The organism is Bdellovibrio sp. HCB185ZH (assembly GCF_047302455.1).
Taxonomy (GTDB): Bacteria; Bdellovibrionota; Bdellovibrionia; order Bdellovibrionales; family Bdellovibrionaceae; genus Bdellovibrio.
Genome location: NZ_CP178624.1, coordinates 1,253,380 through 1,279,779 on the forward strand (window position 1 = coordinate 1,253,380; position 26,400 = coordinate 1,279,779).

28 protein-coding genes, 1 tRNA gene, 1 pseudogene and 1 riboswitch are annotated in these 26,400 nt (G+C 44.9%); of the genes and pseudogenes, 17 read left to right on the forward strand and 13 right to left on the reverse strand.

Annotation, left to right across the window (positions count from 1 at the left end):
• Positions 1–5: 5 nt before the first annotated feature.
• Both ACLSU7_RS06095 and ACLSU7_RS06100 read right to left on the reverse strand, forming a co-directional pair.
• The gene (locus ACLSU7_RS06095) at positions 6–521 is read right to left on the reverse strand and encodes a hypothetical protein (RefSeq protein WP_413294668.1); all 516 of its coding nucleotides are present in this window, start codon (positions 519–521) and stop codon (positions 6–8) included.
• Positions 493–1,938, reverse strand: a complete 1,446-nt coding sequence (locus ACLSU7_RS06100) for a hypothetical protein (RefSeq protein WP_413294669.1) — start codon at positions 1,936–1,938, stop codon at positions 493–495. The genes ACLSU7_RS06095 and ACLSU7_RS06100 overlap by 29 nt, the downstream gene beginning before the upstream one ends.
• 188 nt (positions 1,939–2,126) lie before the next feature.
• Here ACLSU7_RS06100 and ACLSU7_RS06105 point away from each other — a divergent pair.
• From ACLSU7_RS06105 to ACLSU7_RS06140, 8 genes are all read left to right on the forward strand, one after another.
• Positions 2,127–2,203: transfer RNA gene (locus ACLSU7_RS06105), tRNA-Met, on the forward strand.
• Positions 2,204–2,384: 181 nt separating this feature from the next.
• Positions 2,385–2,774, forward strand: a complete 390-nt coding sequence (locus tag ACLSU7_RS06110; RefSeq protein ID WP_413294671.1) for a DUF1622 domain-containing protein — start codon at positions 2,385–2,387, stop codon at positions 2,772–2,774.
• A gap of 36 nt (positions 2,775–2,810) precedes the next feature.
• A complete protein-coding gene (locus ACLSU7_RS06115) occupies positions 2,811–3,098 on the forward strand; it encodes a hypothetical protein (RefSeq protein ID WP_413294673.1) in 288 nt (95 codons plus the stop codon).
• Positions 3,099–3,313: 215 nt separating this feature from the next.
• Positions 3,314–3,679 (forward strand): DUF1428 domain-containing protein, encoded by a 366-nt coding sequence (locus ACLSU7_RS06120; RefSeq protein ID WP_413294674.1) that lies wholly within the window; start codon positions 3,314–3,316, stop codon positions 3,677–3,679.
• A gap of 452 nt (positions 3,680–4,131) precedes the next feature.
• Entirely contained in the window at positions 4,132–4,377 is a 246-nt protein-coding gene (locus ACLSU7_RS06125; protein WP_413294675.1) for a hypothetical protein, read from the forward strand.
• A 228-nt stretch (positions 4,378–4,605) separates the two neighbouring features.
• A complete protein-coding gene (locus ACLSU7_RS06130) occupies positions 4,606–5,355 on the forward strand; it encodes a trypsin-like serine peptidase (RefSeq protein ID WP_413294676.1) in 750 nt (249 codons plus the stop codon).
• Entirely contained in the window at positions 5,279–5,857 is a 579-nt protein-coding gene (locus tag ACLSU7_RS06135; protein WP_413294677.1) for an NAD(P)H-dependent oxidoreductase, read from the forward strand. The genes ACLSU7_RS06130 and ACLSU7_RS06135 overlap by 77 nt, the downstream gene beginning before the upstream one ends.
• 122 nt (positions 5,858–5,979) lie before the next feature.
• Positions 5,980–6,951 carry a hypothetical protein gene (locus ACLSU7_RS06140; RefSeq protein WP_413294678.1) on the forward strand — a complete coding sequence of 324 codons (972 nt, stop codon included), beginning with the start codon at positions 5,980–5,982 and terminating at the stop codon, positions 6,949–6,951.
• A gap of 53 nt (positions 6,952–7,004) precedes the next feature.
• Here ACLSU7_RS06140 and ACLSU7_RS06145 read toward each other — a convergent pair whose 3' ends face one another.
• A complete protein-coding gene (locus ACLSU7_RS06145; protein ID WP_413294679.1) occupies positions 7,005–8,516 on the reverse strand; it encodes a C1 family peptidase in 1,512 nt (503 codons plus the stop codon).
• A 124-nt stretch (positions 8,517–8,640) separates the two neighbouring features.
• Here ACLSU7_RS06145 and ACLSU7_RS06150 point away from each other — a divergent pair, with 124 nt between their 5' ends.
• The 4 genes from ACLSU7_RS06150 (at position 8,641) to nrdD (ending at position 12,729) form a co-directional block, all read left to right on the forward strand.
• Positions 8,641–9,501, forward strand: a complete 861-nt coding sequence (locus tag ACLSU7_RS06150) for a M23 family metallopeptidase (RefSeq protein ID WP_413294680.1) — start codon at positions 8,641–8,643, stop codon at positions 9,499–9,501.
• A gap of 127 nt (positions 9,502–9,628) precedes the next feature.
• Positions 9,629–10,279, forward strand: a complete 651-nt coding sequence (locus tag ACLSU7_RS06155) for a Crp/Fnr family transcriptional regulator (RefSeq protein ID WP_413294681.1) — start codon at positions 9,629–9,631, stop codon at positions 10,277–10,279.
• 85 nt (positions 10,280–10,364) lie between these two features.
• The gene (gene nrdG / locus ACLSU7_RS06160; protein ID WP_413294682.1) at positions 10,365–10,850 is read left to right on the forward strand and encodes an anaerobic ribonucleoside-triphosphate reductase activating protein; all 486 of its coding nucleotides are present in this window, start codon (positions 10,365–10,367) and stop codon (positions 10,848–10,850) included.
• Positions 10,831–12,729, forward strand: a complete 1,899-nt coding sequence (gene nrdD, locus ACLSU7_RS06165; RefSeq protein WP_413294683.1) for an anaerobic ribonucleoside-triphosphate reductase — start codon at positions 10,831–10,833, stop codon at positions 12,727–12,729. Before nrdG ends, nrdD begins: the two co-directional genes overlap by 20 nt.
• Here the strand turns inward: nrdD and ACLSU7_RS06170 are convergent.
• Positions 12,668–13,735 (reverse strand): annotated as a pseudogene (locus ACLSU7_RS06170) (NnrS family protein); the annotation flags it as partial. The gene nrdD and the pseudogene ACLSU7_RS06170 sit on opposite strands and share 62 nt — an antisense overlap.
• Positions 13,736–13,907: 172 nt before the next feature.
• Between ACLSU7_RS06170 and ACLSU7_RS06175 the strand changes: the two are divergent.
• Both ACLSU7_RS06175 and ACLSU7_RS06180 read left to right on the forward strand, forming a co-directional pair.
• On the forward strand, positions 13,908–14,603 hold the full coding sequence (locus tag ACLSU7_RS06175; protein WP_413294684.1) for a Crp/Fnr family transcriptional regulator: 696 nt from the start codon (positions 13,908–13,910) through the stop codon (positions 14,601–14,603).
• On the forward strand, positions 14,545–15,060 hold the full coding sequence (locus ACLSU7_RS06180) for a hypothetical protein (protein WP_413294685.1): 516 nt from the start codon (positions 14,545–14,547) through the stop codon (positions 15,058–15,060). The genes ACLSU7_RS06175 and ACLSU7_RS06180 overlap by 59 nt, the downstream gene beginning before the upstream one ends.
• On the opposite strand, the gene ACLSU7_RS06185 is transcribed toward ACLSU7_RS06180, so the two are convergent.
• From ACLSU7_RS06185 to ACLSU7_RS06205, 5 genes are all read right to left on the reverse strand, one after another.
• On the reverse strand, positions 15,057–15,320 hold the full coding sequence (locus ACLSU7_RS06185; RefSeq protein WP_413294686.1) for a DUF2249 domain-containing protein: 264 nt from the start codon (positions 15,318–15,320) through the stop codon (positions 15,057–15,059). The genes ACLSU7_RS06180 and ACLSU7_RS06185 overlap by 4 nt on opposite strands.
• Positions 15,321–15,394: 74 nt before the next feature.
• The gene (locus ACLSU7_RS06190) at positions 15,395–16,009 is read right to left on the reverse strand and encodes an SCO family protein (protein ID WP_413294687.1); all 615 of its coding nucleotides are present in this window, start codon (positions 16,007–16,009) and stop codon (positions 15,395–15,397) included.
• 4 nt (positions 16,010–16,013) lie between these two features.
• The gene (locus ACLSU7_RS06195) at positions 16,014–16,715 is read right to left on the reverse strand and encodes a formylglycine-generating enzyme family protein (protein WP_413294688.1); all 702 of its coding nucleotides are present in this window, start codon (positions 16,713–16,715) and stop codon (positions 16,014–16,016) included.
• A gap of 63 nt (positions 16,716–16,778) precedes the next feature.
• Positions 16,779–18,167 (reverse strand): copper-containing nitrite reductase, encoded by a 1,389-nt coding sequence (gene nirK, locus ACLSU7_RS06200; protein WP_413295377.1) that lies wholly within the window; start codon positions 18,165–18,167, stop codon positions 16,779–16,781.
• Positions 18,168–18,385: 218 nt separating this feature from the next.
• Positions 18,386–20,668, reverse strand: coding sequence for a nitric-oxide reductase large subunit (locus tag ACLSU7_RS06205; protein WP_413294689.1), 2,283 nt, complete (start codon positions 20,666–20,668; stop codon positions 18,386–18,388).
• A 231-nt stretch (positions 20,669–20,899) separates the two neighbouring features.
• Here ACLSU7_RS06205 and ACLSU7_RS06210 point away from each other — a divergent pair, with 231 nt between their 5' ends.
• Positions 20,900–21,385 (forward strand): hypothetical protein, encoded by a 486-nt coding sequence (locus tag ACLSU7_RS06210; RefSeq protein ID WP_413294690.1) that lies wholly within the window; start codon positions 20,900–20,902, stop codon positions 21,383–21,385.
• A gap of 46 nt (positions 21,386–21,431) precedes the next feature.
• On the opposite strand, the gene rsgA is transcribed toward ACLSU7_RS06210, so the two are convergent.
• The 3 genes from rsgA to ACLSU7_RS06225 all read right to left on the reverse strand — a co-directional run bounded on the left by rsgA (position 21,432) and on the right by ACLSU7_RS06225 (position 24,216).
• The gene (rsgA, locus tag ACLSU7_RS06215; protein WP_413294691.1) at positions 21,432–22,529 is read right to left on the reverse strand and encodes a ribosome small subunit-dependent GTPase A; all 1,098 of its coding nucleotides are present in this window, start codon (positions 22,527–22,529) and stop codon (positions 21,432–21,434) included.
• 203 nt (positions 22,530–22,732) lie between these two features.
• A complete protein-coding gene (locus ACLSU7_RS06220; protein ID WP_413294692.1) occupies positions 22,733–23,713 on the reverse strand; it encodes an EamA family transporter in 981 nt (326 codons plus the stop codon).
• Between the two features lie 27 nt (positions 23,714–23,740).
• Positions 23,741–23,838, reverse strand: a riboswitch (purine riboswitch).
• A gap of 81 nt (positions 23,839–23,919) precedes the next feature.
• A complete protein-coding gene (locus tag ACLSU7_RS06225; protein WP_413294693.1) occupies positions 23,920–24,216 on the reverse strand; it encodes a helix-turn-helix domain-containing protein in 297 nt (98 codons plus the stop codon).
• A 235-nt stretch (positions 24,217–24,451) separates the two neighbouring features.
• Here ACLSU7_RS06225 and ACLSU7_RS06230 point away from each other — a divergent pair, with 235 nt between their 5' ends.
• Both ACLSU7_RS06230 and ACLSU7_RS06235 read left to right on the forward strand, forming a co-directional pair.
• Positions 24,452–25,183: a PAS domain S-box protein gene (locus ACLSU7_RS06230; RefSeq protein ID WP_413294694.1), complete on the forward strand. Its 732-nt coding sequence runs from the start codon at positions 24,452–24,454 to the stop codon at positions 25,181–25,183.
• 18 nt (positions 25,184–25,201) lie between these two features.
• A complete protein-coding gene (locus ACLSU7_RS06235) occupies positions 25,202–25,624 on the forward strand; it encodes a DoxX family protein (protein ID WP_413294695.1) in 423 nt (140 codons plus the stop codon).
• Between the two features lie 49 nt (positions 25,625–25,673).
• Here the strand turns inward: ACLSU7_RS06235 and ACLSU7_RS06240 are convergent, their stop codons facing one another.
• Positions 25,674–26,399 carry a HEAT repeat domain-containing protein gene (locus ACLSU7_RS06240; RefSeq protein WP_413294696.1) on the reverse strand — a complete coding sequence of 242 codons (726 nt, stop codon included), beginning with the start codon at positions 26,397–26,399 and terminating at the stop codon, positions 25,674–25,676.
• Position 26,400 lies beyond the last annotated feature (1 nt).

Sequence of the window (26,400 nt, forward strand, 5' to 3'; positions counted from 1 at the left end):
AAGATCTAATTCCCAGCCCGCTTAAGCGCATCCATAACCACAAGCTCGCGCTCAATGCGGTAAAAAAGAATCTTCTCTTCCAGCCCATCCGATTCCAACGGTTCGGGTTGCGAGAAGAAGTCGCGCAGGATCTCCATCTTCTTATCGATCGTCACTCGCGTGGATTCTCTGCCGTCGGCAGTTCCCTTAGCAAAAGTGAACATCAACTTATAACGGATACCACTGGATGGTGGTTTTGCGACGTCAGGGGGTAGCCAGCCATCGATGCCCTTGATGTATTCGGTTTCGATGACACCGGTGTCTTGGTTTTCTTGGGCGATGGGGAATTTGATTACAGCGTGGGCTGCTCTCCATACGTTGTCGTACGGGGCAAAGAACACTCTTTGTTTGTTGAATTTCGCCATTTGTTGGTTGGCGGAAGGCCTTTTATCAAAAAGGCTGCAACCCATGACGGTGCAGCCTGTGATGATCACAAGAGATAAGAAAATAGTTCTAGAAGTTGACCGAGCTGTGTGTGACATGTGTTGCAGCTTCGATCATAGCAGCGCCCATTGGTGCTTGTGAAGCTGTTTGTGAGCCTAAAAAGTTCACTTCCCAACGCTTGTTGCCATTCAAAAGCTTGTCACCAGGGAAGGCTGGGACTTTAAGGTTACTCACCCATTTATCCGCGTAAACTTCCCACGTTTGGTTCATCAGTTTTACTTTGTCGGCACCTTGCTGCACTTGGATCTCGTTTGAGAACACAGCGTATGTCGCCAGTGGATTTACTCCCGCCACACCTTGAACTTGCGGCATCGCGATCTCAAGACCACTCGCCCCAACTGTTGGGTTATTGATCAAAGGCAAGACCTGTGGAGTCGTTTGACCTGCCATCGGGATGATTGCAGTGGAAACGCGGTCGATGTTGTTACGAAGATCTTCGGTCTTAGTCAAAACTGCTAAAACATTCGCTTCCATGTTCGGAGCTGTGTTTAAAGAAACTTTTTGACCAGCGTTAAGCTTTTTAACATCTGTTGGAAGCAGCAAGCCACCTTGAGCCGACAACCCTGCCGCCATAAACGTCTCGTCCGCACGGAACTGAGGAGCGACAACCGTGTTTTTAACCGAGAACTTGATCTCGTCCGTTGGCAAATCTAAAGAAGTGCTTCCTTTAGACAAATTCACGTCACGGATCGCGCCACCTGTTAGGTTAAACACGTTAAGCATCTCGTAAAGTTTTGCTCCCCCACGCACGCCATCGACGACTTGTTTAAACGGGAAAGTTCCTTTTGCTACGAATACGCGAGTCACACCGGGCTGACCGAAGTAAATACGGTAAGCAGGTTTATCCAAAGTCACCGTGAATAGAGCGTATTTTTCTTTTTGATTCGGTAAAGACAGATTTGCTGGGATATCCATCTCTTGACCCATCGCCGAGATCTTATCGTTCTGTGCGCTTAACACTGAATCCATATTAAAGGCGAAGAGCTGCATTTTGCTAAAGCCCTGCATCACCAAGCCAAAGTCGATGTTGCCATCGCCATTTTTGATCGGAAGACCTTGCGCCGCTCCCTTTACTTCAAATTGGTTCACTGTGTTTAAAGGACGAAGTTTGAAAGTCACAGCTCCTGGGTTCACCGCCATATAAGTTTGGCGAACGTAACCTTTCGCATCGATCGTCACTGGCTGAGTATCTGTCCAACCTGCTGGGATCTCGATTTGACCATTTGCGTCAGCAGTAAGTAGGTTCCCCTCGAACGGAGAGTTCAGTGCATCCCCGATCAAAACTTGCGCGTTCGACAGAGGAGTTCCATCAATCGCCGTGATCGTAAGTTGATTTGCTGACACCTTGATACCACGGTCAGAGCCGCCAACCACAGGGCTTAGCGGGTGGTTTTGGGAGTTCGTACAACCTGCCACAATTACTGGCAACAAAGCTGCCATCATCAGTCTTTTCATATAATTATCCCCTCCTTGAGAATGATCATTATGTCCGAGTAATTATTCCATTGTGATATGACAGCATGGTCAAGACCAAAGACCGGGGCCCTTAGGATTTTTGAAAATCTTAAGTTAACGCAAACGCAACGATTGACAGAAGGACGCGAAACTAATAAAAATTGCGGCTCACGCGAAAGCGTTCGGTTGGTGGGGTAGCTCAGCTGGTTAGAGCAACGGAATCATAATCCGTAGGTCGGCGGTTCAAGTCCGCCTCTCACTACCAAATTTGTTCTTCGATCGCGTATCGAAGGAAGTTTCTCCGGAAATGAGCCTCTGAGAGAAATATCAAACCTGCGGAAACGCGGGTTTTTTTTTGCCTAAAACTCCTCCGACAAATTCATGATCCTTGGCACTCGAAAGTTAATCACCTGATCCCCGACTCTTTTTAGCGATAGTGTTTAAGAATGGAGTCTTCAATTCTTTCCTACATAAATAGCAACTTGGCACTGCTAGCAAAGATCATTGAGGTTTGGGGCGTTCTGATTATTGTTTTGGGTGGCTTATATGCGACCTTCAATTTTCTGCGGCAACACTTCTCAAAGACTCCAAATGCGTACGAAAATTTACGAAGCTCTCTGGGGAAAGCGATCTTACTGGGACTTGAGTTTTTAGTGGCTGGGGACATCATTGGAACTGTTGCCGTGGAGCCCACCTTCACCAGTCTCGGTGTACTTTCTTTGATCGTCCTTATCAGAACATTCTTAAGCTTTTCTCTTGAGGTTGAGATCGAAGGCCGCTGGCCTTGGTCTCGAGGAGAAAGACCCCGACTGCGCAATGATGCAGAACCCACTTAGTTGACGAACAAGGCCTAACCTCTGTAGAAAACTCCCATGCAAGAAATCAAATCTGAAGTCACAAAACTTATCAAAGCCCATCTTAAAGAACTTAACGCCGCAGCTGATATCCTGGGCGGAGTCTTCATCACGGGACTCGATGGCGCCGTCGCCGTGATCGGTGTTGAAGGTTCTAAAAAGAAAGTGATCTTTAAAACGAGCTTTGTGAGCGACAACGTCGATAAGCTTTTGGATGCTCAAGTGGTCGCGCAAGATATTTTGGAAGAAGAAGGCATCGAAGCGATTTCAGAACACGATTTCAATATCGCGCTTGAGGAAATGTAGTTTCCAGTTTCAAGTTAGGCGCTCGATTTCACGAGTGCCCCTCTTCAGCATTAACAATTCGCCATTTCCACCTCCGCTCCGGTAGCTGCCTGCGTCGGTGTAATACAAAAGGTCGGCTATTCCATTCACAAATTTGAACGTCTGGCTGGCTTAGTTCCATTGGCTCAAACCTCCAAAGCATGTTCCAATAAATGCATTCAACCATGGAGGTTTTTATGAGTCGTTACGTTGACGGTTATGTGATTCCAATCGCTAAGAAGAATGTAAAGAAATATAAAAAGATGGCAACTCTGGGCATGAAGACCTGGATGAAGCATGGCGCTCTTGAATATTATGAGTGCATTGGCGACAAATTGGATCTGCCTTATGGATTGCCTTTTCCAAAACTTTGCAAACTCAAGAAAGACGAAACTGTGATTTTTGCTTTCATCGTTTACAAATCGAAAGCTCACAGCCAGCAAGTGAATAAAAAAGTTCATAAAGAATTCGAACAAATGGACAAAAAACAGATGGAAGAAATCTTTTCGATGAAACGATTCTCGGTCGGTGGATTTAAAGTTCTGGTCAGCAACAAAAAATAGCACTAACGCCACTTTCGCTGCGCCAGATCCAACTACACGGGGCTGGCGCTCTGGCTCACCGATTTAAGATGTTCCGAGCTGCGTCCTTACAGAAACATCAAGTTAAGTATTTTCCTCCTAGTACTTCGTACAACTCGTGCAAACCCTAGTAATATCCAAAAATTGACTTGTAGCTACATTTAGGGTACATTGTATATGACCGGGTTAACTAAAAAACGATGGTATTTTTTTATCTGGGACGAGCACAACGAAGAACATCTCGGCCTTTACAAAATCCAACACTGGGAAGCCGAAGAAGTTTTCTTCAATAAGTACGTAATAACCCCTAACAAGAAACACCATGGACCCGAGCGCTACATGATTGTTGGCAAAACAAATGCGGGACGAAAACTGCGCCTAATTTTCGAAGATCTGGGACAAAATACCGCAAGAATATTTACGGGTTGGGATTTATGAAAAAGAAAACACAATCGAAAAAGAAAAAACTCGATAAGTACAATCCTGAGGAATGGGACCACTCTAAGTCAGTGACCATCAAACCTGAAAAAAAGGCGATGAATGGTGTGTCGACAAGTATTCGCCTTCCCCACAGCATGGTGCAAAAACTGCGCAAGATCGCCGAGAAAAAAGGCGGGATTGGCTATCAAACTCTTTTGAAAATATGGATCGCGGAACGCCTGGAACAGGAATCAGCGTAAAAACCGAATTAAACTGCGACACCATGTCGAGGGAAAAGTTTAATAGCTTATTGGCCGGAACAGCTGAACCAATCCCAAAATGAGACACCTCATGTGTTAAACAATATTCAACTAAGTGCCGTTAATAGGCAGAGCTGACTCCAAAGGGTCTTTAAGAAGTTCCCAGAGGACAAGTATTAGGCCCAAATTTTGAAATACAAAACCTGAACATCAAGGCGTGAGGTTTGTATGAAAATTTCAAAGCATATTTCTTGTATATTTTTGTCATCTCTATTGGGCATCACCGCGCATGCTGGATACTTTAAATCCAGTGCCGTCACCACCGAGAGCCTGGACTTCAAAGCCTTATACTCGATGCAATTATACAATGTTGGAGTTGTTGGACCCAAATTATGTCCGGGGACCCTTATCTCCCCACGCATGGTCGTGACAGCTGCTCACTGTGTATCAGATGGTGGTTTTTTTGAACCTAAAGACGTTGAATTTATGTACTTCAATTCGATGACCGGCACTATCGACAAAGCAACAGCAAAGAACTTAAGATTTATAACCCAATTCGATCCTCCAAAAAAAGCATCTGAATGGGGCACGAATACGGCTTACCACAATCTTGATATCGTAGTTATTGAGCTGGATCAGAGCCTTCGCATGTCTGAAAATATTGAAATTGCAAATTCACTTACCCGTCGCGATGAAAAACTAAGCACAGTTGGACTGCCAGTCATGAAGGAAATCAATCAACAGGTCTTAGCTTTCGGTGAATGCAAAATCAGAAGCACATTTCACGGTTCGGTGAAAAATACGGATTGCCCCGCAGCCCCAGGGTCTTCCGGAGGACCCATTTTCCAGAAAACACCGTCTGTGCAGTTGTTGAACGGCTATTCCCATGGTGTAATTACCCATGGGAAAAAAAGTTCTTATCATTCAAGGCCATCCGGATTCGCAAAGTTTCAACCATGCTTTACACCAAGCTTATAAAAGCGGTGCTCTGAAAGCCGGTGCCGAAGTAAAAGAAATTTTTGTTGGCGATTTGGATTTCAATCTTAATTTGCAATTCGGATATAGAAAACGCACCGAACTTGAGCCGTGCTTGCTAGAGTCCCAGGAAAAAATCCGCTGGGCTGACCACATTGTTTGTATTCATCCTGTCTGGTGGGGTGCTGTCCCTGCGGTACTAAAAGGATTCTTTGATCGAGTCCTACTCCCCGGTTTTGCGTTTAAAAAAAGAGAAGGCTCTTTGTGGTGGGATAAGTTTTTGTCAGGCAAGACCGCCCACATTATCTCGACGATGGATCAACCTTCTTGGTATTACCGTCTATTTTATGGCGCGCCCACTGACAAAGCTTTAAAGAAACTAACTTTTGAATTTTGCGGAATTAAGCCGGTCAAAATCACTCACATCGGCCCGGTACGCATGTCAGCTGATGCGTTCCGAGCGAAGTGGTTGCAAAAGGTAGAAAAGATGGGAAGCGGTTTATAGAAACTTGTTGTTTCCAATCCTCGCCTGGAAACACCCATTCAGCCTGGTTTTTAAGTTAATAATTTTCCGAAAATATCACTTTGATACATGAGAAAGCCGTCTTAAATTCCGATAAATTTAAGATGAAACTTATCTACACAGCAGTTGCCATTTTCATGCTTAATCTTCCGCTCGCCAAAGCTGGCGATGCTTGTTCCAAAAAGCTTCTGAACGAATCGCAACTCGAGTATCAGTTTAAAGATCGTAAAATCACCATCATCGGATGGACTCATGAACTGATGAGTGATCAACAGAAAGCCATGGTTGCCATTCAGGCTGGCGCAACGAAGATCGCGGCATCTGATTGCGAAGGCGGCAAAAAAATTATTCAAGACTTCCTTACCCATTCCAAAGAGCGACTGGCTGCAAGCAATAAAGTCGAGATGGCACTTGAGACCCTTTATATGCGGAGCAAGTTTAAAACTCTGGGTGTGGAGTTTTCAAAAGAAAATTGGGCCGTTCTAAACGAAGCATCCGGCGTAAATAAAGTCGATAGAGTGATGAGTACGTTTGTTGAAAAATGTCCCAATTTAAAAACTGACGCTGATGAATTTCTTAAAATATTTCCCGGCCCGCACGTTCATTTCGCTAAAAAGATGAAAGGCAAAATTCAGCTGATGCCGATGGAAAATGAGGAAATCAAAGCGGCGTCGCTAAAAGGAGTTTCAGCAGAGACATTAAATTTCGATCCAGACACGGAGCCTGGTCTCTCCCCTGCTGCCAGATCTGCTATTGGTAAAATTCAAATCAGCATGAAAAAAGGCGAAACACCGGTTGAATCCGATTTCCAGGAAGCTATCAATGCGGAAACAAATCCCACTCTGAAAGCAAAACTTCAAAGAATCTTTAAAGACTTTAAGATCGTTTGGGGTGGCGTTGAAAAGAGAAATGACTTCATTGCCAAAACAGCAGTTGAACAAACGGGTGATGTCGCCATGCTAATGGGTCAGGCGCATGTGAAAGGTCTTGGGATATCCTTAGATCACCTGTGTCAGGGCAACCCATCGCCGACAAAAACAGAAAAGTCCACTTCTAAAAAAACCGGTGTCGACTAATAAAAAAACCCAGGAAGATGATTCCTGGGTTTTTTACTTTTTGGAGCCAGCTCTTAGTTCGCCACTTTCACTTTTTGGCGAGGGCTTTCAACCACAACGTCCATGCCGTTTGATTTCACATGACCTGTGAACCAGATTTCATACTGACCATTTGGTACAAGGTTTGTTCTCCAACCCATGGTCATTCTTGCCGGAACGATGGAGGCTGTGCGAACCTGGTCCTTGCCATCCGGGCCCACGTGATGGAACTCGATTGAACTTAAAGGAACTGAACTTGTCGTTGATGCCACTTCCATTTGGATGCGACCATTCAAAGCTTTAGATAAATCTGTTCCGTCGTAACCTTTGAATGTGATACCCACGGTCGGTGCTTGATTCACAATATAAAAGAAATGTCTTTCTGAAGAACCCACTTTTTCACCACGAGTTCCCATCGCATAAACTTGAACTTCATAGCGACCATCTGCCAAAGAACTGACATCAAGATCTTGAGCACAGTCAGCGGTCAGGCAATTCATGCTCGCAACGACTTGATTTTGACTGTTGTAAATAGCCACCGCCAAAGAATCAGTCGAAGAGAAAGTCGAAGTCGCTTTCACCGGAACTACTTTTGTAAAGTAAGAATAGTCATTCGGAGACTCGACAGATACGCCACCCGCAAGAGGTTGCATTTTATATAACCAAGTATCATCACCTGCACCCGATTGATCCGAGTACGCGACATAACCAAAACCTTTTTCGCCCCATTCCTCGCCCCAGCTGTTGCGAATGATGAAAGCTTGTTTTGTGTCATCATACCCGATGATAGAAATCGCGTGACCACCCAGATAGTTGCCATCAACGTGTTTGTAAACGCCACCAGCATATGCCATAAAGTCAGCATACACCGTCAAAGTTGTAACCAAAGGACCTTTTTGTAGCGCCATTTTTACGGCGTTCAAATCTTGTGATCCGCGAGTGGGAGTTGAGTACCCCGCAAGCTTCACACTTCTTTGTGCCGTGTCTGGACAGCTTGCACGACAAGCAACATCTTCACCGGTTGCACCCGAAGCATAAGGCATGCACGCTTCATCAGGCACTCCGTACGCCGTCAGCCATCTAGCAGCACCCTCAGGACGCCATCCCCAGTTACACTTACCACCACCGCACGAAAACAGGTTTTGTGGCGAAAATTTAGCGTTGAAGTTTGGCAGTAAGGAATTAATTTTGTACTGAGTTTCAAATACTCCGACCGCCGCAAAAGCCACACAGCTTCCGCAGTTGGCTTGATCTAAAATCGGAGATACCCAATTTTGACCGTCTTTGTTTCTCCAGTCTAACACAGCTGGTAATTGGATACGGTTCGGAGATTCTGGCATCACGAACTCGACGTCTGGCGCCTGATCCAAACGAAGCCCCATGCGGTGTTTTGCTTCTGATTTAGAAAGCTTGGTCATGTGGTTCGATTGCGCCTGCCACTCGCCACCGCTTTTTTGAATTTTCTGATTTAACTGCTGAATATTAATAAGCTCTGCATGTCCTGCCTGGACAAATAAGCATAGAGCTAAAACAAATAATGATCTCATCCGTGGTCCCTCCATCAAATATTATGGAGTTAACATTTGATAATAAACAACATGTATCGATAAAGCGCTATGTCAATTGCAAGGGGGTTTCTCCATAAGCCCATTTATGTGTTCCAATAATAAGATGAAACTAAAAAGCACAACTCGCCTCTTGGCTTTAACATATTCTGTGACCGTGTTTTGTAATTTCGCTTTCGCTGAAGAATCCATTCAGCAAGAAAAAATCCGACCGGGCGAGGTGAAGTTTTTAAAATTTCCCGGTGGAGCGGCTCATCCGAATTTTTCGTGCCGCGATTTGCGTTTACCAATTCAAGATAGCAAAGACAGTTACACGGTTGCCGTCTCGGAAAGTTACTTTTCAAAATTGGAACCTTTTCAATGCGTGTTAAAGGATGACGAAAAAGTTCTGACCAGAATTAATTTCACAGTCGAGCCCAAGGTCTTCGCCCACGAAAATCTGCATGTTGATTCCACTCGCGTGGTTGTTCCCGAGGAAATCAAAAAACGTGTGGAGGCAGAGCTAGCGTTAGTAAAACAAGTGTACGCTTCTTCCTTAGATACGTTGCAAATCAAAGAGCCCTTTATCTCACCGCTTAAAAGCAAAATCACCAGCCCCTTTGGTATTAAAAGAAACTATAACCACGGTAAAAAAATCGGTGAACATCTGGGTATTGATTTCAGAGCTGGTGTTGGCAAGAAAATCCCTGCTGCCAATCGCGGGAAAGTCGTCTTGTCCCAAGAGTTCTATATGGCAGGAAATATCATTATCATCGACCACGGCATCGGGATCTTTACGGTGTACAATCATCTCTCTAAACGCTTAGTCAGCGTCGGCGATATCGTAGAAAAAGGCCAAGTCGTGGGACTTGCCGGAAAAACCGGGCGAGTCTCAGGTCCCCACCTTCATTGGGGTGTTAATATCCAAGGAAACTTGGTCGACGGCTTTAATCTGATTGATGAAAGCACGCGCTACTTCAAACCTTAGAAAACACCTTGGTCCAGGATTGAGGCGGCTAAATCCACCCTGCGTTGAGGTTGAAAGCTCGTCTTGAGAAAGGCATAAGAGAGGTCTAAAATACTGGAAACCACCGAGTTCCTGCGAGTGAGGAAGTATGAAAGAGCGACCGACCGATAATTGCCCGATATGCTCTAGCCACGAAGAAAAAGTGACTAATCAGGTTCTCAATTTTCTGCAAAAAAAGACCTTCGCTAAAAACACGATGATCTTTGATCAGCAGGAAGATGCGCGTGGTTTATATCTCGTCTCTAAAGGCTCTGTTAAAATTTCTAAGATTTCCCCCGCGGGTAAAGAAATTGTTTTGCAAATTCTTGGGCCTGGGAAAACTTTCGGTGAGGGCAGCATCCTTGGTCAGGATAAAAATGCGGATGCAGCGACGGCCCTTGAAGCCTCAGAAGTTTTCTATATTCCTAAGAAAGATTTCCAAACGATCTTGGTGGAAAGTCCCCTGCTTTATCAATCGGTGGTCACTTCACTCGTGCGCTGGATGGACAATCTAAATACCGTCATTGAAAACATCAATACACCGTCTGCGAAAGACCGCGTGTGGATGTACATCTGCCGCCTAGGCGAACAACAGGCAAAGCCTTTGATCAAACTTGACGGAAAAAAGCATGACGTGGCATTGATGCTGGGACTGCGACCGGAAACATTCTCGCGCGCCCTAGCAGAGCTTGAAGAAGAAGGTCTGATTCGCATGAATCACAAACAGATCCAGATCATAGAACGCGCCGAGACTAACTAGATAAGGTGATCCAGATCAGGAATTCCCACAATTCCTAGTGCCTTGAAAAATTCCCTCGCTATCCTTTTTATATCGAAGGTAGCGTATGCAGATTTTCAAGTACGACATCGTTTTTCAAGAAGTTCCCCATCAGATCTCCCTCGCATTTTATGTTTGCGGCTGCCCGCTAAAATGCCCGGGCTGCCATTCCACGGAACTGTGGAGCGAAAAAAACGGCTATCGACTAGATATCCCACTCTTCAACCAAATCTTAGATAAATATCAAGATCGCATCACAACCGTCCTATTTTTAGGTGGCGAGTGGCGGGAATCAGAACTGATCGAGTTTTTAAAGATAACACACGCGCGCAACCTGTTAACCGCTCATTACACGGGTGCAGAAGATGCCTCCCCGGCACTCAAGTCCCATTTGGATTTCTTAAAAGTCGGTCCATGGCGACGTGAGCTTGGGGGATTAGATTCCCCTGCGACCAATCAGATCTTTTACGACTTAAAAAACAATCAAATTTTGAATCATCTTTTTCAACGTGGAAACAACAAGGAGATCCCCCATGATCCGACTCACCCCTGAACAAATCGAAAGTAAAATAAAATTTATTGATGGCTATAAGTCAGCACAGAATGCTGCCGAAGGTTCTAAGCTTGATGCCAATGCCAACGTCACACATAAAAATATTGCGACGTTAGAGGCTGAAATCAACAAGGACATCAATATTCAAATCAATCGCACCTTGGTGGCCAGAAAGATCTCGGATATTTTCGGAGAAGAACTATCAAAGGAATACATCCGCCAAATTGAAGAGCATGAAATCTATGTGCATGATGAAACGTCATTAAAGCCCTATTGTGCGTCGATTTCAATGTATCCACTGCTACTCGATGGCCTAAAAAACTTAGGCGGAGAATCTAAAGCACCACAACACTTGGAAAGTTTCTGCGGCTGCTTTGTGAATCTGATCTTTGCAATCTCCTCCCAATTTGCGGGGGCCGTGGCAAGCGTTGAGTGGCTTATGTACTTTGATCATTTTGCAGCAAAAGATTACGGCGCAGCCTATTTAAATACGCACCGAAAAATCATCAACAATCATCTACAGCATGTGGTGTATGCGATCAACCAGCCGGCCGCGGCCCGTGGCTATCAATCGGTCTTTTGGAATATTTCCGTTTACGACGAATACTATTTCAAATCCCTGTTCGGAGATTTCGTTTTCCCCGACGGCACCAAACCCAGCTGGGACAGGGTCGAAAAACTACAAGGCCATTTCATGAACTGGTTTAACCAGGAAAGAAAAAATGCCATCCTAACCTTCCCGGTTGTTACAGCAGCCATGCTGACTGATAAAGAAGGGCCAAAAGATCACGCGTTCGCGAAAATGTGTGCCGAAGAACTCAGTAAGGGCAATAGCTTTTTCATGTACATGAGTGAATCTGCTGACAGCCTGGCAAGCTGCTGCCGGCTCCGCAATGAAATCTCGGATAACACCTTTAGCTATTCATTAGGTGCCGGAGGGGTTGCCACGGGATCGATAAATGTCATCACAATCAATATGAATCGTCTGGTACAAAAAGATATCAACTTGAAAGCGATGGTGGAAAAAGTCCAACAATACCAAGTAGCTTATCGCAAACTTATGCAGGAGTATTTCGAAGCAAATTTACTAAGCGCGTACTCTGCCGGATTTATTTCTCTGGATAAGCAGTTCTTAACTATTGGAATCAACGGCATGGTGGAAGCTGCTGAATATATGGGTTTGAAAGTGGAAAATGCGCGCGTGTATAAAGATTTCGTCAGAGAAAAATTAAAAGTCATCTATGACGCTAACAAAGAAGCCAAAGCGAAATACGGCTACATGTTTAACACAGAATTCGTACCGGCTGAAAACTTGGGAGTGAAAAATGCGCAGTGGGATAGTAAAGACGGTCTGTATGTACCGCGCCCCTGCTATAACTCTTATTTCTATGTGGTGGAAAATGAAGATGTAAATGCATTGGATAAAATGACTTTGCACGGTCACGAGATGATGCAGTACCTGGACGGCGGCTCGGCTTTGCACTTAAATCTGGAGGAAACACTCACCGCAGAAGGATTTTTAAAATTGATCCAAGCGGCAGCGAGGTCAGGCTGTAATTATTGGTGCGTGAATATCAAGATCACAATCTGCAATGAGTGCGAGCATATTGATAAAAGAACGCTTTATGCCTGCTCCGCGTGTGGCAGTGAAAACATTGATCACGCAACACGAGTGATTGGTTACCTAAAACGTATTTCTGCATTCAGCTCTGCCCGTCAGAAAGAAGCAGCACGACGCTTCTATCATGCTACTTCACCCGCACCATCTTTGGTAAAAAGACCCAGCCCCAAATCAGCAGTCCCAGAATCCATGTGTACGCCGCATATATTAAGTGAGACTGATACAGTGCAGGAGCAATACCCGCAGATAGGCGTGTAAAACCAGCAAGGCACATCAAAAAGGCTCCAAGCGCTAACATCTTGGAGCTTTTTTCTAGAGTCATATCATGATGTCCATGGGATAAGCCCACTCTTACGGCGATCATAAAAGTCATCAAGCCCAATCCAGAAACCAGTATTACATGCAGCAAATGCACGCGGAAATCCGGCAACGCAACAATGCCCCATTGCCCTAGCATCACCAGCCAGGCGGAAATCCACAGCCAGTATGTTTGCACAGCGGTACGACTTGGCAGACGATAGATTTTCCACATCCTTAAAAAGATAAAACTTAGAATCAATGCTCGCAAAAGTTGCGACCACCACAAAACTCCGTATGCCTCTAATACATAAGTTGAAAGGAATAAAACAGCTAAGCACAGATATCTTTTAGGATTAAATGTTTTCGCCTGCTCTGTCGGCATGGGAGCCCAGCCCAAAAGGGCCGGAATCAAACGACTACCCACCCCCACAACCAGACATAAAATATAGGCTTGTAAGAAAAAAAGCCGTCCTAAATTATAAAGTTCACGCGGCACATTTAAAACTTCGGCGGCGACCAGGATAAGACTTCCGAACAATCCCGCAGCCAATCCCACTCCCACAAACACAAAAGAGTCCGGCGGGTTGCTGGAGCGATTTAAAAATCTTCTGACGAGATAACTGATTAAAAAAACAAAAATCAAAACGACAACGCCATAAAAGAAAATCTTGGGAGTGGACAAACCCACAAAAAGAAGCGCTATCAACAAACATGAAACCCATTGATCCAATTTTGTCGGCCCAAAGGAACTGGTAAATCGCGGCGCTGCCGTCATTAAGAATCCACAGACAAAGCATAGGAAAAATCCACCGGTCATAATTTCAGGATGCGATAGCCCCGGATACGTGACCAGATTCCAAGGGAATAAAATCCACAATAACACGCCCCATATTCCCAGAAGCCAGCCGGCTGGGAAAAAGTATCTGTAGGCATCCATTTGCTGTTGTTTTTGGTGATTGTTCATAATGACCTTCCATCCTCATCCCCAGAATGAGACGGAATCGATCCTTTTTCCATGATCCAAATCAAAAAGTGCGATTTATTGATTTAGATCATGGAAGCAGATGTGAGCCGCTGCCAATATAAGACCAGGGTGGCATATGAGTGATTTGGCACATAAATTACATAATTTGGACATGTTCAGTTCGGTTCGAGAGCGCGATCTACAGGAAATGGCTTATTATATGAAGCTTCTTCCTTTGCACAGCCGGGAACTGGTCTTTGAAAAAGACGATCCCATTCAATATATCTATCTAGTTCTGTCTGGATCTGTAAAAATTCAGGAATGCAGTGCTTCGGGTGACGTGAAGATCTTTAACTTTCTAGGCCGAGGAGAGTTTTTAGGAATCACCATGGCAAGTCTGCCGTTACCCAAATATCCCGCAACCGTGCGTTGCCAGGAAGATTGCGTATTTGTTCAGATTCCTCTGGATTTCTTTAATCACACACTGATGAACATTCCTCGCGTCAGATCTGAAGTCACCAGACAGATCACAGATCGCTTCTTAGAGTTTCAAAATGATCTCTGTAAATCAAACTGTCTTGTCGCCCACCGCATGGCCGATTTTATTTTGCGAATGCTGGAAAGACAGCCCCGCTCCTCACAAAAACGTATTTTTATTCCCCTGACCCGGTTCGATATAGCCCTTAAAATTGGAGCGAAAAGCGAGACCGTGATTCGCCTTTTAAGTGATTGGACCAAAAAAGGCTGGATTGAAACGGACGAAAAGCACATTGAAGTTCTAAATAAGAAGGCCCTTGAGGAGGTTCTCCATGAAAGACCTGCTAAAAAAACTTCGCGAAGAGCATCAACTCATTCTTCACATGCTTGATCACGAAAGTGATTTCGTTAAAATTCTAGATTTCGTTGAAAAGGTCCATCACCCCAAAGAAGAACAGGAACTGTTTCCCGGAGTGGCCAATGAGCCCTGGCTTTCCCATGGGGGACCTTTATGCACTTATTATCGGGGCATTCAGTTGGAATTCAGTCCCATTCAACAGGTCAAAGCGAAACTGGAAAAGTATTATGCCGACGGAGGTCCACGCTGTAATGACTATGCAATGCCCTCTTGGTGTACACCGCAAAACCCTTTAAGCATCCCCATGGAAGAGCATGCCTTTGGTCATGAACTTTCCCATGCTATTCGCTATTTGTGCTCTGAACAGGGGGCTAAATTGTATGGGAAGTATTTTAAGATTTTCAAACAGGATTACGAAGATTTTCTGCGCCAGCACATCGCTAAAGAAGACGGCTGTCTTTTTAAGATGTGCGAGCGCAGAGGATGCTAGTTACCACCGCAGAATCCGCAGCAGCCTTCTTTTTTATTTTTAGTTAAACGAACTTTCCAGACCTCGGGGCCCGACTGAATGTATTCTTGCTTAAATTCACTGGCCCGGTTTTGCTCAAAAAATCTTAGCAGTGGTAATGGATCATGATTATTTACGATCACGATCGCGTCACCGCCTTCTAGATTATCAAAACTTTCTATAATAAAACTGTGGCGCTGCTGGGGGGAAATTTTTTGGGCTTCGATGATAAACTCAGTCATTGTTATAACCTCCATTTACACCTACTGTAGAGAAAATCTCCGCCCCCCGCCTTGATCTGGATCAAATATTCTATTTATTTTGGTAAGTAGCTAATCAAAGTTTCAGTGTCACCTTTAGCACCAACCTGGCGCCCTTTGATAACGCCCTCAGAATCAAGAACTGTGATCACAAAGGAGTGGTCATAGTCGCCACCTTCCATCTTTTTGTACTTGATCCCTAAAAGATTTGAAATCTCTCGGGGCTCTTTGTCACTGGAGGACGTAAGAAGTTTCCAGTTGCCGCTTAAGTTTTTCTTTTCTGCATAGGCTTTCAAAACGCTCGGTGTGTCTTTTTGATAGTCAAAGCTGACTAAAACAAATTGCACGTCTTTTCTGCCAGATTTTTCGATCGCTTTTTCCACCTGCTGCATTTGGCTTAAAATCATCGGGCAAGTGTATGCACATCCCGTGTACGCCATCGAGATCACCACGGGGCGTCCCCGGAATGATTCAAGTTTAACCGTTTTGCCATTTTGATCTTTAAAGCTCGCAGTCGTATTAAATAATGAATCGCCTGAAAGCGGAGCACTGGCAGCAGACTTCGCTTCGTGTTGGGCGTGGCCTTTGTGCTCATCATGATCGTGAGAGGCTTGCGCTGAAGAATAAAGACCGGCAATTAAGAAGCAAAGAGGGATGAACTGTTTTTTCATATAATTATTCCTTATCTTTTGCACATCTAAAACCTAGGTTTTGAATCGTGTATTTAGCTTGTAAACTGCTGCGAAATGCATAGCGCATAAAAGCTGCATAGTCCGCAGGGTCCGCGGCACCCGAAGCCCCTGCTCCGCAGAACAGGTTTTTATCCAAAGCACTATCCGCCCGGGATTCTCCAGTGACCAACGAAGAATTAAAGTCTTCAACCCACTCCCAGATCAAGCCATGCAAATCGTGAAGTCCATAAGAGTTGACTTCTTTTTTTGCGACTTGCGGTAAAGGCCATTCGGAAGTTTTTCCGTACCATTCAAGGATGGTGCCTTGAATAGTTTTTTGCCCTTTATAGGTACCCAGGCCTACGTACTCCCATTCATTTAAACTCGGAAGGCGTTTACCCTGATTTTCACAATAAGCCCTTGCTGCAAACCAGCTCACCCGTACCACCGGAGCATTAGCCAATCGTGCATCCCCAAAAGACACATCAGATGGCCAGTACTGCAAGTATTCAGCATCAGCAAAAATGGTTTTCACTTGGGACTTTTTCCAGTTGGGATTGGATATTACAAAGGCCAGATAATCCGCATTTGTAACGGCATGTTTATCAAGAAAAAACTCCGCCACTTTGACGGAGCTCTTATTTAAGATTGCGGGAAACTTAAACTCTCCCGCAGGGATTTTCACCAAAAAATCATTCGCAAACACAGAGGAACAGAAGCTGGAGATAATTATACTCGAGATAAGAAATTTCCAACTCCGGCCCATAAACTACTTCGCTTTTCCTTGTGCACGAACGGCTTTGACTTCATCAGGAGTGACAACTTTTTTTGAGTTGCCCCACATGCTGTACACATAAGTCAAAACATTGGCAGTCTCTTCATCAGTTAACACCTGAGCTGGCATAACCGAATTAAATTCTTTGCCATTCACTTTGACCGGACCCTCAAGCCCATGGATCACGGCAGAGATGGCTTTCGTTTTGCTGTTGTTTAAGAAATCAGATTTAGCAAGCGGAGGAAATGCTCCTGGTAATCCTTGACCATTCATTTGATGACAAGCAAAGCAGGAAGTTTCAAAAATACGTTTACCCCCGGCTAGACGCTGTTCCACGTTTTTCGCTGAAAAAGGCTTCGGAGCTTCGGCACCCATTTCTTGGATAACGCCACCCTCTGGCAGATAGACACCGTCATGTGTTTTACCGGAATAAACTTCTTTGTTGGCATCACCATCCACCTTCAACATCCCCAAGGCACCTTTATTAAAGGCACGGAAGATGGAGTGATCGACCAGGATGAATGTTCCTGTTGTATCCAGTTTAAACTCAACAATCGAAGATCCGCCCGCAGGGATTAAAGTCGTTTGCACGTTTTCATTCACCAGTTTTCCGCCTTCGACATAGACCTTGTCAAAGATCTCCCCGATGACGTGGAATGAAGACACCAAGTTCGGACCGCCGTTACCCACAAAAAGACGAACTTTCTCGCCGACTTTTGCAGTCAAAGCTTTATCCCCGGTCAAAGCGCCAACACTGCCGTTGAAAAGAACGTAGTCAGCTTTTTCTTCAACCGCTTTCGTCATACTGAAAGGCTGCAAGCCCGGAGCTCCGTATTTTCCTTTCGTATAAATCTCACTTTGCATGACATAGTATTCGCGGTCCACTTTCGGCAAGCCTTCTTTAGGCTCAACCAAAATCAAACCATACATACCATTCGCAATATGCATCCCAACTGGTGCCGTCGCACAGTGATAAACGTAAAGACCTGGGTTCAGGGCTTTAAAACTAAACGTTGAACTGTGTCCCGGCGCTGTGAAGGAACCTTCAGCACCACCGCCTTGTCCAGTGACTCCGTGCAAGTCAATATTGTGCGGAAGTTTGCTGGAAGGATGGTTATGCAGATGGAACTCTACTTGGTCCCCTTCACGGATACGAATGAACTTACCGGGAACTTTGCCACCGAATGTCCAGAACGTGTAATCCACGCCCTCAGCCAGGCGCATTTTTACTTCTTTAGTTTCAAGATTAACGATCACTTTTGTCGGACTTTTGCGAGTGATCGGTGGAGGAACCAGAGGTGCATCGGTAAGAACTGCAACTTCTTCTCCCTTAACTTCGTCAGCGGCATTGGCTCCGTAGGAAATGAATGAAAGCGCCAACATCATCAAGGCGCCGTACTTATTGAACTGACCCATAATTTTGTCTCCCTATACTATGAGATCCCTACATACACATTCTCATTTATTGTAGTGACGTTAAATGATCCAAATCAATTTCTGTATATTAATTTGGGACATTTTATGTCATTCCACCGGGGTGGGAGAATAAAAAAAGCCCCCTGGATTCCAGAGGGCTTTCTCGAGACGTTCTATTTTTCTAACTATTTTCCCGTCGGATGATTTTCTAAAGAAAGATCCACAGTACCTTTGACCGAGAATCCCGCTTTAAGACCGATCACAAACCAGCCCAAAGCCAGAATGCCAACTGTGAAAATCGTATCCCCGATTACACGCAACCAGCGCAAAGTATCCATTCCCGGTTGCTGCATAAATTCGGCAGAACGTGCGTACCAAAACCCGTGTTGAACGCTTGCTAAAGTTTGTAAAAAGCCAATTGGCAAAACGCTGATCAGAACCATCAACGCAAGACCAATATTGATGGACCAAAAGGCAAAACGAATCACACCATCTTTCCAAACATTGCGAGCTGCCATGCCTTTTAGAACAAACAACATCAAACCAATTCCCAGCATTCCGTACACCCCGAACAAAGCTGTGTGTCCATGTACTGGCGTCGTGTTCAGACCTTGCATATAGTAAAGGGCAATCGGCGGATTGATTAAGAAGCCAAAAATACCCGCACCCACTAAGTTCCAAAATGCCACAGCGATAAAGAAATAGATTGGCCACTTATAGGCTTCCAACCATTTCGCAGCTTTACTGACTTTAAAGTGACTGTATCCTTCGATTCCCAAAAGCACCAATGGAACAACTTCCAGGGCACTAAAGGTCGCACCCAATGCCAAGACTGCTGTCGGAGTACCTGTGAAATACAAGTGATGGAAAGTTCCTAAGATACCACCTGCTAAAAACACGATGGTCGAGAACAAAACACTGGTAGTTGCAACTTTGGTATCTATCAGTCCCATGCGTGTGAACAAGAAAGCAATCACGACTGTGGCAAAGACTTCAAAGAATCCTTCCACCCACAGATGCACGACCCACCATCTCCAGTACTCAGCAATCGCTAAGTTCGTATGACGGCCCCACATAAATCCTGCGGCATAAAAAAGTGCGATGGCGGCGGAAGCAATCATGAACATTGTCAAAAGATGGCGGTTTTCTTCCTGCTTTTTAAAGGCGGGCCAAATCGCGCGAGCCATTAAGAACAGCCACAAGAATAACCCAATCAACAAGAAGGACTGCCAGAATCTTCCCAGGTCCACATACTCATAACCCTGATGCCCGAACCAGAAGTTCATATCAAAGCCAAGTTTTTGCATCACTGCAAACCACTGACCTGCAAGCGACCCCACCACGATGATCAGTAAGCAAACCCAAAGGAAATGAACTCCCGCTGCCTGAAATTTTGGTTCATATCCTGAAACTGCGGGCGCAATAAATAAACCAGTTGCCAGCCAAGAAGTCGCAATCCAGAAAATACCAATCTGCACATGCCATGTACGAGTGAGTGAATAAGGAATCCAGTCAGAAAGTGGAATTCCGTAAAGACCATTTCCCTCAACTCCGTAGTGAGCGGTGATCGCGCCCATTATCACTTGAACGACCATCAAAGCACACACCACCCAGAAATATTTCAAGGTCGCTGACATAGAGGCCGTGGGTTGCAAACCCAATAAAGGATCCAACTTTGGGAGCTTCTCCGCCGGAACTCCCTCCGCTGAGGTCACAGCATGGTGCCAAGCCAGCAAAGCGATACCTGCAAGGAGCAAGATCACGCTAAAACCCGTCCACAACAACAACGACCCTGTCGCCTCGTTGCCGACCAGCTTATCAGGAGGCCAGTTATTTGTGTAAGTTATGTCATGTCCCGGTCTTTCCGTAACACAAGCCCAGGAAGTCCAAAAGAAAAAGGCATTCATCATTCCCATGCGATCCGCTGATTTGATCGCATTTTTTGGAATGGCATAGGCATCGCGAAGTTTATCCCCGTCAGGACCATCCATAAAAATTTCGGAGTAGTGACGACTGTTTTCACGAATCGCCGCGGCTCTGATAGGACTGATCGTAAGAACGCCCGTTTCCGCGTTATAGGTATTTTTACGAATTTCATTTTGAAGTCGTTTAGTGATCGCAGCTTTTTCTTCATCGCTCAGATCGTCAAATTTTTTCTGATATTGAGACTGTGCAATCTCGTTCACCATAAATACCGCTTCACGGTGAAGCCAGTCAGCACTCCAATCCGGAGCCACGTAAGCTCCATGTCCCCATATAGAACCCACTTGTTGACCACCGATAGACTGCCAAACATTTTGGCCGTCCTTGATTTGCTCGGAGGTGAAAATGACTTCACCCGTTGTCGTCACAACCTGTGTAGGTATGGGTGGAGCTTGCCTGTAGATTTCGCTGCCATAATAACCCAGGACAGCAAAAGATGCCACGACCACGAAAGTAAATAGTAACCACAACCGCCTATTACCCATTTTCTTATCCTCGACTTCCACAACTAAGGGTTTTCAATTAACGCCAACATAATTTAAATAGACTGACTCCGTCCCGGGACAAATCCCGAAACCATGATATAGATCAGTCTATTTTTATGCGTTTTAGCGTTCTTAAAAGTGGAAAGTGCTGACTGTTGTTTAAAATCAACAGGCACGCGAGATACTTTTACTCTTTTCTTCCTTGGGGATTTGCTGATAGCATTTTCCCATATGTGGAAAATCAGTTTTAAAAAAGCAGTCGTTCTAGCAAGTGTTCTGTTTCTTCAGCCAACTTTAACCCCAGGTTCATTTGCCTTGGCGAAAAAGAAATCTCCTCCAAAAGCTTACAGCTTTATCGTCGAGGGCGGAAAAGCTTCCCAGGGTGAATGCGATGGGGAACGCAAAATTCCACGCAAGTTGAAACACATCAAAGAATTTGCAAAGATGAGTTCGTACATGGGTTCTGAACTGCAGTCCCCAGAGATTAAAGGAAAGCCTGGCGAAGAAATGTGGAAGCATTTCTACAGAGCAAAACCTTCCTGCAATGCGATGCTTGCTAAAACGCCTTCGAAATTGGATGCAAGTCTTCAAAACGAGAAAAAGGAACTTCCACCTGACGACTCAGCAGATTCCGAAGACGACAACGATAATGGCCAAGACAACGGCCAGGGAAATAGCCAAACGGAAGACGCTCCCAACGGCGCCGATCCAGAGTAAAAAAAACCCACCTCGTCGGTGGGTTTTTTATTTGGGTTTTTTATTTTTATCTGATTCGCTTTTTAAAGCGAGCCCGCTCCTTCGCATCATTCGTTAACTTGATCCACATCTTGCGATCCTCCGCAGCCAAGGCACGATCTTGCTTTCTTAAACCTGCTCGTACTTCGGCTTGAAGTTTAAGATAACTTCGCCACTTTTCTTCCGACAACGTTCCATCGTCTAATGCGGCATTTACCGCACAACCTGGTTCGGTCTGATGCTGACAATCACTAAATCGACAATGGCGGATCAATTCTTCTACCTCGGCAAATTGATTGCTAAGTCCTTCCGCATGATCGGATAACTGCAACTCACGCATTCCTGGTGTATCGATAATCAAACCGCCATAGCGACTGATATAAAGATGCCGAGAGGTCGTGGTGTGACGGCCTTTTTCATCATCCTCTCTGATTTCTTGGGTCTTGATGACATCCTCCCCAATCAGAAAATTCACCAACGTCGACTTACCCACGCCCGAAGATCCAATAACAACCGAGGTTGTCCCTTTCTTTAAATACTCCGCCAGGAATTCGGCCTGATGGAATTCATCCTTTGAAAGAGTATGAACCTTTACTCCAGGAAACTCGGTTTGAACGTCGGCCAAAACTTCGTCAATACTACCTTCCACAGTATCTGCCTTGGTTAAAAGAATAACGGGCACCACACCCGCATCATAGGCGACCGCAAGGTATCTCTCGATACGCCGATAATTCAAATCCGCGTTCACAGACGTCGTGATGAATGCATAATCCACATTCGTGGAAAGAATCTGCATGTCAGAACTTGATCCCACTTGCTTACGGTGAATGGTGGATTTTCTTTCGAGCACTTGGTGAATCACTCCCCGATCAGACTGCGCTGGAAGCTCCACCAAAACCCAATCCCCCACTGCGGGATACTGCGATCTGGATGAAGCATTAAACTGCATCTTGCCGGTGACGGATGCCCAAAATACCTGTTCAAATCCCGATTGCACGCGATAGAGGTTTCTTTCCTCACAAACCACGCGAGCGGGAAACAAAAATGACATGTCGTTGGGAAGCTGACTTTCAAAAAAATCATCCCAACCAAAAAGAAATAAAAATTCCTTATCGGAAATAAGCATTAAAACTCCTAAAGTTAATTTCAAAAATTGAAAATGACTAAAGGGCCTTTTCTATAACCTAAATTGTATTGCTTAGTTCAGGTGCGAATGAAGGCCCTGTTTTACAGATAGAATGTGCATAAAGGCCTCCCTTGAGATGATGTGTGGCTTGATGCCACTTCTTAAAGGTTAAATGAGGTCGACGACGATATCAAGAGCGATTTTTAACAATCGTTTCGTAAGATCGTCTTAAAATTGAGCAGCACGATCGCCATAATGATGACCATTGCTCCCACCCACTGCGTGCTTACGACATTTTCGTTTAAAACCAAAAATGAAATAGTCATCGCAAACGGAAGCTCCACGGCAGAGATGATGCTCCCTAAGCCCACGCCCACAATGGGGAAACCCTTGTTCAGCATGATCGGTGGGATGACTGTCCCGAAGATTGCGATAATAAATCCGTAGGACATAAAGATGGAAAAGTTAAACGGCTGATTGCGGATGAATTCTTCACTGATTAAATGCAGATTTAAATAGTAAGGTCCCAGCTGAGTCAAAAAGCCAAAAAGCCCTACGACTAAGCAAGCACCGTACATCATAATCTGACTGCGTTTAATGGGATGTAAATGAGAAGCCACACTTTGCGTAGAAGACAAGGCCCAACTAAAAGACATCGCCGCCAGCACTGCTAGAACCACTCCTCTCATATCCAGTTTATGAGAAGCTGCGAACACATTTGTCGCAAGCAAAGTGCCAAATAAAATCATCGCCACTGCCAAAACTTTGTCGACACCTGGAGTGCGTTTGCTACGAACTGTTTCAACGACGATGCCCATCCATACGGATTGCATTAGAAGTACAACGGCAACTGAGGCATCGATGTATTTCACAGAGAGATAATAAAGAACACTCGTCAGGCCTACAGGAATTCCTGCCACCAATAATTGGCGCGTGTCTGTCGCCGTCAGTTTTTCCGTATTTTTATTAAAAAGACCATTCATGATCGTCAAAATCAAAGCACCCCAGATAACTTGGGAAACTGTGACTTCGGCAGTGGTAAAACCCTGCTGGTAAGCGAGTTTTACGAACGTCGAAAGCATGCCATAACTGGAGGATCCCAGGGCCACAAATAAAACACCAGAAAGAAGATTATTGAAACGAGAGTTCGCTTGAATTTCGAAAGATCCAGATTGATTTATCATAACTACCACTGACTAAAAAATAATGTGTCAGTTAATAATCATTCCGATAGTCAACTTTTTGAGGAAGTTGGTAGAGACATTCAACCAGATCTTGAATTTATAAAGGACGTATTAACGGGAAGGAACCTAACAGCCCGTGTACGCATTGGCAAATGACTTTGTCTATAGCGATATTTACTCACGAATATCAAGACAATACGATTTTATTATTTACCGCCAGCGTCCCATTTCTGTTTGGCAGTTTTATTGGCGTCTTCAGTCATCTGCTTGATGTACTCTTCGCGCATTTCACTTTCAGGTATGCGGTAGACTTCGCACATTTTTTTTAGAGTATCTAAGGGGGGTTTACGAGTTCCTCGTTCCAGATTGGAAAGAAATTGTGACTTCTTATACCCCAACAGCAACGAAGCCTCTTGTTGAGTCAAAAAGACATCAATTCGCTTCTTTTTAATGAAATCAGAAATCGACACGGAAACCTGCGTTCTGTTGTGAGGAATTTCCATCCTACCCCCTAAACAACATAAAAGGGCAACATATATGTAGTTCTCTCTCATTGGTAATTCAACTCAATCACAGTTCGTTGTGTGGAACACCATGAGTTTGTAATGGTCACTCTGCCCAATTTAGTTGTTTTTTATCAGCTGAAATGGTCCCCTTCAGAGAGGCCCAACAGTTCTTGACTGATTTTTGCTATAACATCTAATCACCCAGAACGAACGTGGGGTATATGAGGGGAAAATGGCGACTAAAACGGTGTCATTGGTCGAAGAAATACAAAACATCGATTACATTCCGGCGTACATGACCGATGACGAAGGGAACGTCACTGTCTGGAATCAGAATGCACAAAAGCTTTTGAAATATAGTGAATCGGAAATACTCGGTGCTTCTGAGAACAAACTGTTTTTTAACCCAAATGAGGCAACCAAAATTCTGGGCGTGCGATTCACTTGGCGGACCGATAAAGAGGGCAAACAACTCTTCGTTCAAGAGACGACCGTTGCGGTCACAGATCCCCAATCTCCTCAACACAAGTATATGAAGATCCTTGATGACTACACATCTCAGCTGACGCTTTCCGAGCAGTGTGAACTGTGGCTTGAACATCATCGGGATTTAGATCAAGCCGCCATCATTTCCACCAACACGGAGCCTATGCAGGTCGCTTTTTTAACGGAACAAATGGCTTCTCTTTTAGGGTATGAGATTCATGAACTTCTGGGTCAACCGGTTGATAAGATCGTGGCTCCCGTCATCGCCAGCAAGGCCCTAGGAGTCAGTGAAGAAATCACCGCAAATCCCTCGACACCTTATAAGTTTAATTTCTTCAGAAAAGACGGATCGATTTTGTCCGTCATAGTAAACGGCATAAAAGTTCAAGATAAAACCGGCCGAGCTTTCTTCTTAGGACAGGTTGTACCTATAATGAATGCAACCGCGGAAGCGTCCGACGCTTTTCTCGCACCCTAAGAATCAGGAAGGAAGACAATGAACTTTAAAAAATTTCTTTTTGCGACGAACACAGGCACAACAGGACAAGTAGGTCTTACACTTTTAAGAGTGTTTGCAGGTTTAGTGATGGCTTTTGCCCACGGCTTGGGAAAATTCCCAGTTTCAGAACAACTCATCCAAGGCGTGGCTTCTGTTGGATTTCCAATGCCGGTGATCTTTGCCAATGCTGCAGCGATTTCAGAACTTGTAGGTGGAGTCTTACTAGCTTTGGGATTATTCACTCGCCCGGCCGGAATATTCCTGGCTTTCACGATGTTTGTGGCAGGTATTTTTGTGCACGCGGCAGATCCATTCAATGTTAAAGAACTGGCGTTTCTGTACATGTTCGTCTTTATCTTTTTCGCTTGCTACGGCGGCGGAAGATTTTCACTGGATAACAAACTCGCCGCAAAAAATTAAGACCGGGTTTTTCCCAAATAAAAAAGACAGCTCGTGGGCTGCCTTTTTTTTATAGTTTTTCTTTCTTAACGTAGTCTTTCCAAAGTCCAACCAGTTCGCTTTGCTTAAGCTTCGACTCACCAAGCTTAACCCCGGTCAGTTTTTGCAGTCCGCGAACGGCTGGCAACTGAACTCTTTGGTCATTATCCGTTAAAAGACCCGCGAAAGTCTTCATTTCGCTATCCATCGGCTTTTTCGCCAACTGCTCCACGATCTGATGACGGATCCAAAGGCTTTGTTTGTTTTTAAAGTTATAGTCCTTATTCAACTCGTCCCACAAAAGGCCGCGAGTCTCATCAGACATATTTTTGCCCAGCACCTCAACCGCCGCGGAACGAACCACCAGGGCTTTATCCTTCACTAGCTTTTGCGCCAATTTATCAGCTTGAGTTGGGTTCACTTCCGACAACGCAATCAAAGCAGCATTTCTCATGTACCACTGATCATGGGAGCCGGCTTTCAAAAGATCCGCTGTGGCTTCCAGGCGTTTTGCTTCCGCAGCCCCCATTAAAGCCTTCCAACGAATGTTCATCGGTTGCTTTTCACTGAACGCCAAAGAAATGAAGCTATCATAGAATTTAGGGTTGCCATCGATCGCCATACGGCGGTTTTCACCTGGCAAATTCAGGACTTCCATCGCGGAACTTAAAGTATCAGGTGAGGGAATGTTTTTAGCTGCGAAAGCGCTTGAAGAAAAACCGATAAACAAAACGGGCAACAGGATTTTCGTATTCATG

Excerpts from the sequence above, each read along its gene's own strand:
- rsgA (WP_413294691.1), bottom strand. The coding sequence starts at position 22,529 with ATGCTTATTTCCGATAAGGAATTTTTATTTCTTTTTGGTTGGGATGAT.
- ACLSU7_RS06220 (WP_413294692.1), bottom strand. The coding sequence starts at position 23,713 with ATGATAAATCAATCTGGATCTTTCGAAATTCAAGCGAACTCTCGTTTC.
- ACLSU7_RS06100 (WP_413294669.1), bottom strand. The coding sequence starts at position 1,938 with ATGAAAAGACTGATGATGGCAGCTTTGTTGCCAGTAATTGTGGCAGGT.
- ACLSU7_RS06175 (WP_413294684.1), top strand. The coding sequence starts at position 13,908 with ATGTTCAGTTCGGTTCGAGAGCGCGATCTACAGGAAATGGCTTATTAT.
- ACLSU7_RS06120 (WP_413294674.1), top strand. The coding sequence starts at position 3,314 with ATGAGTCGTTACGTTGACGGTTATGTGATTCCAATCGCTAAGAAGAAT.
- nrdD (WP_413294683.1), top strand. The coding sequence starts at position 10,831 with ATGATCCGACTCACCCCTGAACAAATCGAAAGTAAAATAAAATTTATT.
- nirK (WP_413295377.1), bottom strand. The coding sequence starts at position 18,167 with ATGTTGGCGCTTTCATTCATTTCCTACGGAGCCAATGCCGCTGACGAA.
- ACLSU7_RS06145 (WP_413294679.1), bottom strand. The coding sequence starts at position 8,516 with ATGAGATCATTATTTGTTTTAGCTCTATGCTTATTTGTCCAGGCAGGA.
- ACLSU7_RS06235 (WP_413294695.1), top strand. The coding sequence starts at position 25,202 with ATGAACTTTAAAAAATTTCTTTTTGCGACGAACACAGGCACAACAGGA.
- ACLSU7_RS06190 (WP_413294687.1), bottom strand. The coding sequence starts at position 16,009 with ATGAAAAAACAGTTCATCCCTCTTTGCTTCTTAATTGCCGGTCTTTAT.
- ACLSU7_RS06225 (WP_413294693.1), bottom strand. The coding sequence starts at position 24,216 with ATGGAAATTCCTCACAACAGAACGCAGGTTTCCGTGTCGATTTCTGAT.
- ACLSU7_RS06205 (WP_413294689.1), bottom strand. The coding sequence starts at position 20,668 with ATGGGTAATAGGCGGTTGTGGTTACTATTTACTTTCGTGGTCGTGGCA.
- nrdG (WP_413294682.1), top strand. The coding sequence starts at position 10,365 with ATGCAGATTTTCAAGTACGACATCGTTTTTCAAGAAGTTCCCCATCAG.
- ACLSU7_RS06125 (WP_413294675.1), top strand. The coding sequence starts at position 4,132 with ATGAAAAAGAAAACACAATCGAAAAAGAAAAAACTCGATAAGTACAAT.
- ACLSU7_RS06230 (WP_413294694.1), top strand. The coding sequence starts at position 24,452 with ATGGCGACTAAAACGGTGTCATTGGTCGAAGAAATACAAAACATCGAT.
- ACLSU7_RS06155 (WP_413294681.1), top strand. The coding sequence starts at position 9,629 with ATGAAAGAGCGACCGACCGATAATTGCCCGATATGCTCTAGCCACGAA.
- ACLSU7_RS06150 (WP_413294680.1), top strand. The coding sequence starts at position 8,641 with ATGAAACTAAAAAGCACAACTCGCCTCTTGGCTTTAACATATTCTGTG.
- ACLSU7_RS06115 (WP_413294673.1), top strand. The coding sequence starts at position 2,811 with ATGCAAGAAATCAAATCTGAAGTCACAAAACTTATCAAAGCCCATCTT.
- ACLSU7_RS06135 (WP_413294677.1), top strand. The coding sequence starts at position 5,279 with ATGGGAAAAAAAGTTCTTATCATTCAAGGCCATCCGGATTCGCAAAGT.
- ACLSU7_RS06110 (WP_413294671.1), top strand. The coding sequence starts at position 2,385 with ATGGAGTCTTCAATTCTTTCCTACATAAATAGCAACTTGGCACTGCTA.
- ACLSU7_RS06210 (WP_413294690.1), top strand. The coding sequence starts at position 20,900 with ATGTGGAAAATCAGTTTTAAAAAAGCAGTCGTTCTAGCAAGTGTTCTG.
- ACLSU7_RS06095 (WP_413294668.1), bottom strand. The coding sequence starts at position 521 with ATGTCACACACAGCTCGGTCAACTTCTAGAACTATTTTCTTATCTCTT.
- ACLSU7_RS06240 (WP_413294696.1), bottom strand. The coding sequence starts at position 26,399 with ATGAATACGAAAATCCTGTTGCCCGTTTTGTTTATCGGTTTTTCTTCA.
- ACLSU7_RS06185 (WP_413294686.1), bottom strand. The coding sequence starts at position 15,320 with ATGACTGAGTTTATCATCGAAGCCCAAAAAATTTCCCCCCAGCAGCGC.
- ACLSU7_RS06140 (WP_413294678.1), top strand. The coding sequence starts at position 5,980 with ATGAAACTTATCTACACAGCAGTTGCCATTTTCATGCTTAATCTTCCG.
- ACLSU7_RS06130 (WP_413294676.1), top strand. The coding sequence starts at position 4,606 with ATGAAAATTTCAAAGCATATTTCTTGTATATTTTTGTCATCTCTATTG.
- ACLSU7_RS06180 (WP_413294685.1), top strand. The coding sequence starts at position 14,545 with ATGAAAGACCTGCTAAAAAAACTTCGCGAAGAGCATCAACTCATTCTT.